The following is a 12,538-nucleotide window of genomic DNA, read 5'->3' on the forward strand; positions in this document are numbered from 1 at the left end:
ATGTATAGCTTTTTGGTTAACCAAAAAGCTATACATACCTATCGATACAAATATCTTATCGCCTATCACTATTTAATATACTTATCGATCGCCCATTATGATAAGGAATATAAAAAGCGATCGCCTGTTTCCTATAAAGCATCGCTGTCCCTCTTAAAAATACAAACCTGCAAAGCGTTGCTATATAAGCATTTCAGGATTTGATATATTTACCCTGTCGAATATATCCTTATCGGTTTTAACACTGCATACCTTATCTTTGTTGAAACTGCTTTTGATTGATAAGTTATTCAAAACGATCGCTATTCTTATCAATTAATCATTGTTTTAATCTTCTTATCAATCTCTTGTGGTGTAAGAAGCTTGTGTATAAAGCCCTTCAAGCTCTACTGAAAAACGATCGCGCTTGACAATACTTGATATGAATGAATATGATAGGGATAATGATAAGCATTGCAACTCCTCATGCGTACTCCGACCTCTTACCCCCACAACAATACCCGCAAGGATCTAGTCAACCGCTTCCGCGATCGCATCGCTCACGGTGAACGCACTAAATTAACTAGACAGGAACGCTCCGAATTGGCTCTGCATTTCGTTGATAAACTTGCCCAATGCGACTCAGAACAAGACGCGATCGCTCTCTGCAAAGACGAAATTGCACTCCTCGAAGAAGGCTATCCTGTCGGCAGTATCGCAAACCAGTATCTTCCTGAATGGCGCAAAGCAATCTCATTCGCTTTAGAAGAAGGTCGGCTTCCTAAGCAAAATCTAGAGCCAAACGAATTTGGCAAAGTCTACCAACATTGGGGACTCAAATACTTGCTTTACCCTAACGAGGTTCACAAAACGCTCAAAGAGAAAACTACTGCTGCAAACAACCAAAAGCAGGACGATTTACAACCCATTCGCGCTAACCACTTTATCACCAAAGCAAAGGACTTACTTCAAGCAGAAACCCCTTATGAATGGGCAGTAGGGCTTTTAGCGCTCACAGGTCGCAGATTCAGCGAAATCGTCGCTAAGGGCGAATTTAAATCAACCACTCATCCCTATGCGATCGCTTTTCGGGGACAACTCAAAAAAGGCGTTCAAAATCTTGATGAGGCTCAAACTTTCCTGATCGCTACATTAATTGAAAGCGATCAGGTTCTAGCAGTACTGGATAAGTTTAGAGCGCATCCTAGAATTCAAGAACTTGCAAAACTCTCGCCTGATGAAATCAATTCACGGCTCAATACTTCCGTGCGCCATCACATCAAACAGGAGTTTGAAGACGCACAAATCATTCCAGTTTTGACAGGGGAAAAGAGTGTTTCTGCCCATAACTTACGGGGCTGTTATGCCGAAATTGCAGTTCACTACTTTTGCCCACCAAACCAAGCAACTCATCGCTTTGTGCAAGCCCATTTAGGTCACATCATTGGAGAACGTGAACTTGCCAGCCGTAAGAATGCCGGGGCAACCGAACATTATTTTCACTACCGCCTTATCGGGGCACAGGGGCAGCAGCTTAACGAAAAGGGCATCTTGCTAGAGCAATTCGGAACGCTCCCTAACACAGTCGAATTTCAGCCAGAACAAACAACAATTGAAGCTTCTCAGGAGAATCCACCAATGGCGATCGCTTCCAAATCAAAAACACCTTCCCAAACCCGCAAGTCCCGCGCTTTTGTGCCCTCTGAGCTAATGCACCAACTTAAAGAAATCACCGCTAAAAAGCTCAATACCGATGGCTCTTACGCGGAAGTCCTTGAAGCCGTCGTGAGATTCCTACAAGATGACAAAACTCCCTCGATCGCTTCTTCCATCGAATCTCTTGGCTCGACCTTCCAGTGGTTCACAGCAGAAGTCGAACGCCTCCGAGAGGAAAATCTCCGCCTCGCTTCCGAACGCAACCAAGCGCAAGCAAAACTAGAAGGCTTGCACAATCAGTCTCATAACCAGGCAGAACTGGAAGCACTCAAAGCTGAAAATGCGCGATTAAAAGCTGAACTAGCTCAGTTCCAACAGATTAAACAAATGCTAGGAGGGGGCACTGATATGTCCACAACTCCGGCTCCTGAGGCGATCGCTCCTCCTCCCGCTACTCCAGTAACTCAACCTGCATCACCCAGACAAACAACAGTAGCTACTGGTCAAAAACGCATCCGAAATGAAGACCAGGCGCTCGACAAAATCAACGAGGCGATCGACCTCATCATGGCTTGGAATGATGACCCCTCACACGACCTCAATCACAAGTGGTTTATCTCTGTTCCCGTCATCCTCTCCTTAATCAGAGGCAGTGGCTATTCCACCTCTCAAGGAAGAGTGCAAGCGGCAATGGCAAGCCGAAAGCAAGAAATTGACGCTCACCATCATAAGCATGGGCTAGGTCAGCGGCACAATAGCCGTCACAACTTACCAATCACTGAAGATATTGTGCTCTAATACGCTGCTTTGTCAGCAGTATCAATCCTGTTGAATTCCGTTCAATACCCATCTCTAACCATTGAGGTTTTCTAACTAACTTAGCGATCAATCCCCTCTTCTCCTAATTCGCGTATGAGCCTATTTATCGAGAGACGCGACAGTCTTCCCGCTTACTCTATACAATCGGCTCAAACTCATTTGGCTTAACGAGGTTGACTTGATTTCACTGTCGTTGCAACTCGTTATTTTACAGCTATTGATTACAACTTTTTTACAAGTACTATTTTATAAGTAATTAACAATGTGGTTAATGTCAGAAAACTAACTATAAGAAACATATTATTCAAATTAGACGTTGTATTCTCTAAAACCTTCCAAGCAATTACTGTCAAAATTGTAGTAAAGATGGCAAATCCATTCACAAAAGCAAGTTTATTAAATTGTTGATTAAAGTCTGAAGACGATTCCTCCACCCTATTTTTAAAGTCCCATTGACGTGCAGACAATAGCATAAATATTGCAGGTATAGAGACTATTATCTTTTCCAAGAGCTTCGAAGAACTAGAATTATCAATAATCAATATAGAAATCAAGGAATTTATCACAAACATCTTCCTAAAACATTTCCTAAAGTTTAAATTCTACACTTCTTGAATATGTGTCACATCTCTTGCCTTTTGTTGCTCGTCTCACAAAGTATTCTTCATTCAGAAGCTAGATATCCAGCATTTCAGATCCTGCACGACAGTTAGCGCAAGACCAACGCCAATGAGCGAGAGGCACAACAATAGCAATCTCAAACCATTGAGATTTTCTAGCTAAACTTAGCGATCGCACCTTTCTTCTCCCCATTCACGTATTAGCCCATTCTTCAAGATACGCGACAATACCTGAAGGCACAGCTGTAACAGGAACGTGACCACCTCAAGGGCAATCCACTCTCTTCTGAGGAATTAGACCCTCTACGAGCCGGAAATTCAGCGTTCAACGCAAAACTGCATCTCTCTCGCTCTAAACGCAAAAATATTCATAACCCTGTGGCAAGGACACAAGGCTGGCAAAACCAACTCTCTCCCAACCACCCGATCGCCCCTCCCTCAACTGTCTCTACCTCTACACCCATCAGATAACGCGCTGTCGATACCTTAGCCTCTATCAAAATAATCACGCAAGTAATCATCTATTTCTCTCTTTACTTGCATTACTTTAGTTCTCTCTTGAAAACTATACTGCTTACTCTTTCTCTTATTAACTTACTTCTACTTAACTCTATCTTCTACTCTTACTTCTCTCTTCCTTATTTCGATCGCTTCTCTTCTCTCTCGTCTATCTCTCTTCATTCTCTTCTCACTCGCACCTTATCACTCGCCCTATCCGTCTACAACCAGTTAAACATACTTTTTGATAATGATAACCTTATGGCAACTGTTACTGATAAGAATAACCAGAGTGACAATTAACCATATTGATAAGAATAACCGAAGTAAGGATAAGCCTACTAATTCGCTCCACACTTTAATTCTTGACTGTTTTTACTCAAAAACAGTACATAAGTACCATTGCCTCCAAGCGATCGATCCCCCGTCTCCTTCACATTCCCAGGAGTCCCCGCTCTCTTCCACTTCCTTTGTCCTTTTATCGCATCTTTCTTTACATTGTCACCCGTTTCTCCCGCTCTCTCTCCCTTTTTCCCTACCCTACCCCTGCTCCGCTCTATCTCAATTCTGCTTGCATCCCCTGCCAAAATGCTGCCACTTCACTCACCACTACCCATCCCCGCCACAGCGTCTTGATCCCTGGCTCCCCATCCCCTTTGCGTCCTAAAAAACCGCCCTTCTTCGCAATCCATCGCACACATTCCCCCAAACTTGGCGCTTCTGTAGGCAACTCCCTTGTCCGATGCACCACCATGTACAACGCCTGCCACTCTACTGTCTCTAATATCCCTTCCACGCTTTGATCCGGATCTCGCCTTGCCTCGTACATCATCCACATCAATCGCCACGCTACAACGCTGTACGTCGCCACTGCTCGCTCTAGCCGCTCGCTCTCCTCCAACTGCAACTCCTCCACTCGACAACCGCTCTGGAGGACAAAAAAATATCGCTCTATCGTCCACCTCAACGTGTACTGTCGCAACTTTGCACACGCGCCTGCTAAGTCCTCCACTGCCTCCGTACTCAGCAGCAACCATCGCACTCCCTTTTCCTTCTCTGGCGGCTTCTCCTCTTCCGCTAACACCGCCCACATCTCGATCGCGCCCATTCCACTTAAATGCACAGGCGGCTGCAACCACACTCGCGCATACCGCACCGTCAAAACACACCGCCTCGCTTTTCGCTTCGGCGTTCGCTGCAATTCGATCGCCAGCTCCCCGGCAATCTCACTTCCTGCCATCACCTCAAATAACGGTTGCACTTCCTCGCTAAAGGCGCTCCGCTTCGTATTCCGGTTTTGTGCCGCTCGAATCAATAGCTCTGACTGAGCTCGGCGCGGTTGGGCAAACAACTGATAAATGTCCGCTTCGCGATCCGCGATCGTAATCACCCGCACTCCTTCGGGAAGTAGCCGTTCCGTCTCCTCTAAGCTCTCCAGCCACCGCACACTCTCCTTCTCTTCGATTCGCCGCTGCCGACTCGCTTTTCTCGTCCCAACTTGCTCCCCTCGACTCCACATCCGCTGGTGCAATATCCCCAACGGTACGCCTGCTTCACTCACCGCCAATACCGTGTGCAGCTTCAACCCTCGCGCTTCTGGGTCGCTGATCGGTCCTATCCCTCTCGTCCCTTTTCGGTGCTCACTATAGTCCAACTCGCTCGTGTCTTGGATCGCTAATACTACCCCACTCTCTCGCGCCCGTCTCATCACTGACGCTTGATGTCCACCTAAGATGTCTTCCACACCCACTCGTCGATTCGACCAGAAATCATACGTCCCTTGCAATGCTGCACTGTCTCGACTCGCCACGGGCACACTCGCTCCAGGTCGCGCACTCAAATCCTCCACAATCCTCACTAACCGCCGATTTAACCGTTCATCCCCTAAATCTGTTCCCGCTAACTCTTCGCTCGCCCAACTCATCAATGCACCTTCCTTCTCAGTGCATCTGAGCCTAAACCCTTTTCTCCCTCTTCCCTTTTTTCACCCTCTTTCTTTTATCCTTTTCCGCTCCTCGCCAATTCCTCTCTCCCTAACCTCTTCCTCTAAATCCCTCTCCCATAAGCTTCTCAGCCTCTCAATTCCTCCCTTTTGCCAAATTGATCCAACTTCTTCCACCTTCTCTCTCAATCATTGCCCGCTTCTCTGCTCTCCTCAACCCTTTTTACCCACAATCCCTCGCTTAATCTCCGCTTCCTCATCCCAAAACCAATCGCTCTCTCTTACCCTTTATTTCTTCAATTCCCTTTGCACCATCCGCCTTCTAGCCTTTCCTCTGCCCACCTCCTCTCTTCCACTTACCTCCCTTCTCTCCCTCTATCCCTATCTTTATCTAGCTATCCTTAGCTAACTTTTTCACCCTCCTAACCTCGATTACTCCTTTGCATCACTCTCGCCTTTTTGAAGTTTCTTACCCCTTTCATTAACTTCCCTTGCCTTTTCCTTACTTCTCTTCTTAATTCATTCCTCTATTCCCTTCAAACTCCTGACACATAACGATCCTGGCTCTGTTAAGTCCTCAGAAATCTCGTCGTTACTCTCCTTCTCTTTCCTTATCTCTTCTCTAATCCTCTTCATCTCCCTTCTCTTTTTCTTTGTACTTCTGTTGCAATTCCCTTTAGTCTCACACTGAGTCTATTCTATCTCAAAACACTAAACCCTTGCTGTACCTCGCTTCTGCCTCTCTCCTAATGTGTGTAGAAAGATGCCACTAATGCATAGCTACTTGGCGAATGCGCTCCATAGGCGGTAAATCATCTGCTTCCCGTTCCAGTTCCTTCAACCCGGCACGAATGGTATTTTGGCTGATACCCGTGGCTCGATGAACAGCAAGGATACCACCAAAGCCCAAAGCCCTTGCTTCCGTTGCCGCCCATAATCGACGACTACGCTCGTTTAGATAAGGACTGAGTTGGTCATACTTCTCCTCAATCTGCTTGACTACAGAATCAGGAATCATAGGAAAGGTTGAAAATCGCTTTCCTCAGCCTAATCATTCCTTGCCTGCTTGAACAAAGGAGTTACGCAAATTATTACTTTAAGACTCCTAAGGGTACCTGTCACCGTTCCATCAGCGGCTCTGGTCACTTCTGATTGAACTCGACCTGCCCCGTCATAGTCATACGTAATCGTTTCACCCGATTGCAGAGTGACCGTACCCAAGCGATTAAAGTACCCAACAAAATTCTTGAGGTAAACTATTATTTACATTGCTTGTTCCGCGCTTATTCCACTAATTTTTGGGTAATCTCCTCATTAGAATAATCTAGAGTAATTAACGTGTTTACAGCAAACCAGATCTTGCAACAACGTTACGAGCTTCAGCAACAATTAGGCATTACTCGAAGAGGACGGCAAACTTGGTTGGCAAGGGACTTTGTAACACAACCAAATAGACCCGTGATTATAAAGCTTCTAATATTTAACGCCGAATTACAGTGGGATGATCTCAAGTTATTTGAACGTGAGGCTCAAGTGCTGAAGAGCCTTAATCATCCTAAAGTTCCTAAATATCAAGACTATTTCAAAGTTGATCAACCGAATCACTCAGATTCCCTTTGGTGGGGGTTAGTGCAAGATTATATTCCGGGAACAACTTTAAAGGAAGCCCTTGAACAGGGATATAAATTTAATGAAGAAGAACTGCATAGGATTGCCAGAGAAATCTTACAAATTCTAATTCATTTACATGAATTGAGCCCACCTGTATTACATCGAGATATCAAACCCAGTAATTTGATTTTAGATCAGGATAAACAAATTCATTTGATTGATTTTGGGGCTGTTCAGTCAAATGTGGCCTTACCTGGAACAACGTTTACTGTAGTTGGGACGGTTGGTTATACTCCTTTAGAACAATTCGGTGGCAAGGCAGTTCCGGCATCCGATCTCTACGCGCTCGGTGCTACATTAATTCACTTATTAACAGGGGTTGCCCCAGCAGAGTTGCCTCAAAAAGATTTGCAAATCTGCTTTAGAGATGGCATTAGCATCAACTCTGACTTCATTAAATGGATTGAGAAGATGACTCAGCCTTCTATTGAGAAGCGATTTAGGTCAGCTCGTCAAGCACTCGCTTCTTTAAACACAAAACAAGATTCTGATTCTAAAAAAGTCAATTTTGTTAACTCAATACAAACTCTTCAGCCTAGAAATTCTACCAAATTGTCTCGCCCCTCAGTTAATCAAGTTGTGCTTAAGAAGACATCGGCTCGTCTAGAAATACATCCAATCAAGCCATCTCAATCCAACTACCCTCTCTTCATGCTCTTAGGAGCTGGACTCATTGCAGTCTTAATTATGTTTACTCTACAGTGGGTTTTAGTAAGCTCAAGCTTTATAGCTTCTCTTTTTGCTTTCTCTATTTTTGCATACTTTACTTTGCTTCGTTTTGCACTGCCAATAATCGTATCCAATTTTCCAAATAGGACACATCTCTACTTTGATCTTCAACGGAATCGATTTGAAATCAGAAAAGATACCTCCTTTGGAGGTAATTCAAAGCCGACTAAACTAGAGGTATGGGATTCAATTTCAGCGATTAAATATGTAATGGCAACTCAGAGAACTGGAAGCGGAGGTGAAAGAAAGTGGGCAGTCACAATACGTACATCTCGTAGCTATCTATTGGATTGGAATTTAACTGAAGTTGAATGTATGTGGATAATACAAGAAATTCAAGACTGGTTGACCTCAGGTTAACTCTTAACCAAAGAAAAAATAGCCTAGATTTTCATCCTCTAGGCTATTTTTACATCTTTTAATAGAGTTATCTGATAAAAGCTCGACAGTTCTTGAAACCTTCCTGTGGCAAACCTCATTGATAATTTTAGTTGCTAAATGAACAACCACAAGTAAACTTTATTACTAAGATCCGCCAAGCCTACTACAGCCGCGCCCAAAACATCATTTAATTTCGGCTCTCTACCTATTTCTCAGCAAATCTAAAAGGTTGAAATACTACTGCCCTTTCTACGTTCTAGTTGTCATTCCCTACCAAAGATTCCCAAGCTATAGGATATGAGATTCCAGAAAAGATATCAATTCCCATGTCGTAACCAACTGACATATTCCAATGCCCTAGAATTTGGTCAGATCGCACTGTTCCATATCCCATAATATAACTTTCGTGGCTAAATCCTGCACCAGTAACAATACCTGCTGATAATGCTAGAAAACCACCCGATAGAATTCGAACATGCGGACCTAAGATTCTTGGTGAAGATATTGCAACTGAACCATAGGTGAAGCTTAAATCAGGAATTTCATTAAAGGGAGGTGGAGTAGGAACAGAAAGACCAGGTGCTACAATCAACCAACGTCCACGTTCTTGTCGACGGTCAACAAATTCTGATGTGGCCTCAATAATGAAGACTCCACCAGAGAGAACTCCTCCGCCCATGTGTTCAGGAAAACCAAATTCAAAGCTTTTTGCATCACCATCCCAAGCGATACTACCGTGAATACGATCGTAATTTCTGCCAACTATAAACTGAGCACCTGCTGTTATTGCTGAAGATAGAGCGTATGAGATTGTGAGAGCTACTGTAAGCTCTGAATTAAACATTCCTGATGGATCAATATATCTAATCGGATTGCCATTTCCATACATATACCGATGTCTTGACATTGGTTGTTCCTGCCACCCTTCAAAGGGGTCAGTACTAGCAAAGCGTCCCGTGTTTTGGTCATAGTATCTAGCTCTGAGATACTGCATTCCAATGTTGGGGTCAGCCTGCTCCCCTCGATACAGATAGTTGTTTTCTGTTGTTCCATTGAAGCGCAACAGACTTCCATAAGCATCATAAGTGTAGGTATCGGTCACTCGCCCTGATTCATTGCTCAGCAGCCTGACTCCACTATGAGCATCATGGGTATAGAACGATGTATCACCTGCCCTATCTTGAGAAATCAATTCATGACCATGCACATAGGAGACTCCAATTTGTCCATTGGGTGCATATTCCTGAAGCACTTCTGCATAGGGACGATTGGCATCCACTAAATAGCGCGTTTCCTGCCCGTTTACAGTGGATGAGACTCGAATGCCATCAGCATCGTATTGGTAGTCCACCTGACGAGTGGTGCCACCTGTGGTGATATCCGCTTCTACCAAGCGATTCTCTTGATTCCAGCCATACTGGGTTTGCTGCCCTGGAGCTTGAACGGTGATGAGATTACCGTTGTTGTCATAAGTGTAGGTGGTCGCCACCCCTCCTAATGCGGTACTGGTGAGACGGTCGTTTGCATCGTAGACATAAGTTGTTACTCCTTCGGTAGAGTCCGTGCGCCTCATGCGGTTTCCGACATTATCGTAGGCATACTCAATGATTTGGTTGCCGTTTGTTGGGTCTGTGGTGGTTTCCTTGATGAGGCGGTAGAGTTCGTCATAGGTGAACTCTACCCGTCGTCCATTGAGTTCCGTGACGCTCGTGCGATTACCAACCAAGTCATAGGTGTAACCGTAGCTCGACAGCAGCGTCCCTGTTGCATCTTTTGTCTCTACTGCTGTGACTCGATTGAGCACATCATACTGATAGGTTTGCCTCACTCCATTAGGCAAAATTGTTTCAGCCAGATTGCCAACCGCGTTGTAGGTATAGACCGTTTCTCCAGTTGAGGCAATGACTCGCTCTAGTTGTCCCAGCGCACTATAGTGATGAGTGGTGGTGCCCGACGGAGTGGTTATCGTCTCTACTTGACCAGTGACATCGTCATAGGTATAAGCAATGGTCGTATTGTCGGGTTCCGTGCGAGTCAGCAATCGACCCGCCGCATCGTACAGATATTGAGTCACTCCTCGTTCATCGGTGACACTGTCTCGTCTCCCTGCTGTTGTATAGGTAAACTCAACCGATTGGTTGTCGCTTAAGAAGTGTTTTGCGGTCAATTGATTGAGGCTATTGTACTCATACTGCGTGGCCTCACCGTTGAAGTCTGTCACCTCAATCAGGTTGCCAACTCGGTTATACTCCATTTCCGAGCGTTGCAGCATGGGCCGAACGATGGCTGTGCGTCGTCCTAACCCATCATATTCGTATCGCGTCGTGCGATTATTGGCATCCGTTTGAGCGACCAGATTACCCGCTTCGTTGTATTGGTAGGTTGTGCGCTGCTGCTTGGCATCGACAACAGCCGTTAGCTGGTCAAGCACGTTGTAGTCAAAGGAAGTAGTACGTCCTAGCTGGTCGGTTGTGGCGATCGCATCACCCGATGCATCATAGGTTGTTCGGCTGCGACTACCATCTGCAAAGATGGTTTCAGTCAGTCGGTCTAATTCATCGTAGACAAAACGAGTGGTATGGTTGAGTGGGTCAGTTTCTGAAATCTTGCGTCCTGCGGCATCATAAACTGTTCTGGTCTCCAGGCGTTGACCCTGAGCATTGATGTTTCGAGTGAGCACGATTCGCCCAACCGCATCATATTCAAATTCAGTGCGGACACCGTCTTTCATCAGAGTAGTCATGCGCCCTGCCTGGTCATACTCCACTCCAGTCTGTAGGTTATCTAAGAGATTATTGGGAGTGTCGTCCGGTAACACCATTCCTGTTGGACGCCGGAGTGCATCGTAGCTGTAGCGCGTGATATTACCTGCCCAATCAGAGATCGCTACTTTGTTGCCGACTGCATCATACTCAACGGTAGAGCGGAGATTGTCCGTATCGTCGTTGGGAGTGTCATCGGCATAGATTGTCTCAATCAGCTCATTGCGCTCGTTATAGCGCATCTGAGTACGGCGACCCTCAGCATCAACAACAAACACTTGATTGCCATTGGCATCATACCCGTATTGAGTCAAGCCATTCTCCGTATCTAAAACCGACTCAACCTGTCCCTCGTCGTTATAGGTGCGGGTTATTGTTAAGGTGCGAACTCCGGTTGGGGTGGTCAGCGTCGTGGTTTCAGTCAGTTGATTGCCGTTGACATCGTAGGTGAAGGTTGTGACTTGCCCTAATGCATCAATCTCCTTCGTTTTATTACCAAACTGGTCATACTCAAAGGTGGTGATGTCATTGGCACCTTCATTGATGGTCAGAGAATTACCAAAGCGGTCATAGGTGTAGGCGATCGTGTAACCTGTAGCATCGGTCATAAACGCGACATTGCCACGTGCATCAAAGGTATAGCTGGTGGTGTGACCCAGAGAATTGGTGTTGGTTAAAAGCTGACCCCGAGCATTGTAGGTGTAATAGTCTGTTTGATTGAGTGCATTCGTTTGAGTGAGCTGATTTCTCTGATCGTCATAGGTATAAGTCGTTGTCCAACCTTCAGGACCACTCTCTGCGGTAATGATCGTCTCAGTCAGGACGTTGTTGTCCTCGTCATAGGCGCGTGTGGTAACTTGCCCTTCGGCGTCAATTTCCGTGAGAATATTACCGCGCTCGTCATAAACGTAGGTAGTCGGATTCCTCAATTGGTCATACACGGTTTGAGTGGAGTTAGTGGGGTCATAACTCATCTCCACCGGATTGCCTTTAGCATCAACCATGAACTGCAATCGACCCTGTTCGTCATACTCGTTGCGAACCCCAGGGCGATCGAGTGGGTCAATGATTCTATCAAGGTAGTGGGGGCGTTCGCCGTTGTACTCCATCCGAGTCGTGTTTTGCTCTCGGTCGGTTACGCTGATGAGGTCACCCTGAGCGTTGTACTCGTAGCGAATGTACTCCTGCATCGGGTCTTGCACCGAGACAATCCGCCCTTGAGCATCACGCTCAAAGGTGATGGATTGTCCGGTAGAACTGAAGACACCCGCGTCAGTGTAGGTCAGCGAGTTGCCGTTGAGGTCTGTGACCTTGAGCAGATCTCCGCTACGAGCATCAATCTCGTACTGAGTGCCATCTTTAGTCGTCAGGATGTAAACGCTGCCATACTCTGGATTGGCGGGGTTATAGCCTGTGCCATTGACGCCTGAGTACTGACCATTAATGGAGTTGAGGTAAGTGCCATCAGCATTTCTCACACT

General features: G+C 45.7%; 6 protein-coding genes. 2 read left to right on the forward strand and 4 right to left on the reverse strand.

Annotated features, from left to right (window positions below):
- Positions 1–465: 465 nt before the first annotated feature.
- Positions 466–2,433, forward strand: coding sequence for a protelomerase family protein (locus tag H6G89_RS33840; RefSeq protein WP_190514414.1), 1,968 nt, complete (start codon positions 466–468; stop codon positions 2,431–2,433).
- 1,009 nt (positions 2,434–3,442) lie between these two features.
- Here H6G89_RS33840 and H6G89_RS33845 read toward each other — a convergent pair.
- The 3 genes from H6G89_RS33845 to H6G89_RS33855 form a co-directional block, all read right to left on the reverse strand.
- Positions 3,443–3,595: a hypothetical protein gene (locus tag H6G89_RS33845; protein WP_190514415.1), complete on the reverse strand. Its 153-nt coding sequence runs from the start codon at positions 3,593–3,595 to the stop codon at positions 3,443–3,445.
- A 533-nt stretch (positions 3,596–4,128) separates the two neighbouring features.
- Positions 4,129–5,496: an IS4 family transposase gene (locus tag H6G89_RS33850; protein ID WP_190514416.1), complete on the reverse strand. Its 1,368-nt coding sequence runs from the start codon at positions 5,494–5,496 to the stop codon at positions 4,129–4,131.
- Positions 5,497–6,283: 787 nt separating this feature from the next.
- Positions 6,284–6,532 (reverse strand): hypothetical protein, encoded by a 249-nt coding sequence (locus tag H6G89_RS33855; RefSeq protein WP_190514417.1) that lies wholly within the window; start codon positions 6,530–6,532, stop codon positions 6,284–6,286.
- Between the two features lie 320 nt (positions 6,533–6,852).
- Here H6G89_RS33855 and H6G89_RS33865 point away from each other — a divergent pair, with 320 nt between their 5' ends.
- Complete coding sequence (locus tag H6G89_RS33865) at positions 6,853–8,274, forward strand: serine/threonine protein kinase (protein WP_190514419.1); 1,422 nt, start codon at positions 6,853–6,855, stop codon at positions 8,272–8,274.
- A gap of 277 nt (positions 8,275–8,551) precedes the next feature.
- Here the strand turns inward: H6G89_RS33865 and H6G89_RS33870 are convergent.
- Positions 8,552–12,538: RHS repeat protein (locus H6G89_RS33870; RefSeq protein WP_190514420.1), on the reverse strand; the 3,987-nt coding region annotated here is incomplete at its 5' end.

This window comes from Oscillatoria sp. FACHB-1407 (genome assembly GCF_014697545.1).
Classification (GTDB): Bacteria; Cyanobacteriota; Cyanobacteriia; order Elainellales; family Elainellaceae; genus FACHB-1407.

Excerpts from the sequence above, each read along its gene's own strand:
- H6G89_RS33845 (WP_190514415.1), bottom strand. The coding sequence starts at position 3,595 with ATGATTACTTGCGTGATTATTTTGATAGAGGCTAAGGTATCGACAGCG.
- H6G89_RS33840 (WP_190514414.1), top strand. The coding sequence starts at position 466 with ATGCGTACTCCGACCTCTTACCCCCACAACAATACCCGCAAGGATCTA.
- H6G89_RS33855 (WP_190514417.1), bottom strand. The coding sequence starts at position 6,532 with ATGATTCCTGATTCTGTAGTCAAGCAGATTGAGGAGAAGTATGACCAA.
- H6G89_RS33850 (WP_190514416.1), bottom strand. The coding sequence starts at position 5,496 with ATGAGTTGGGCGAGCGAAGAGTTAGCGGGAACAGATTTAGGGGATGAA.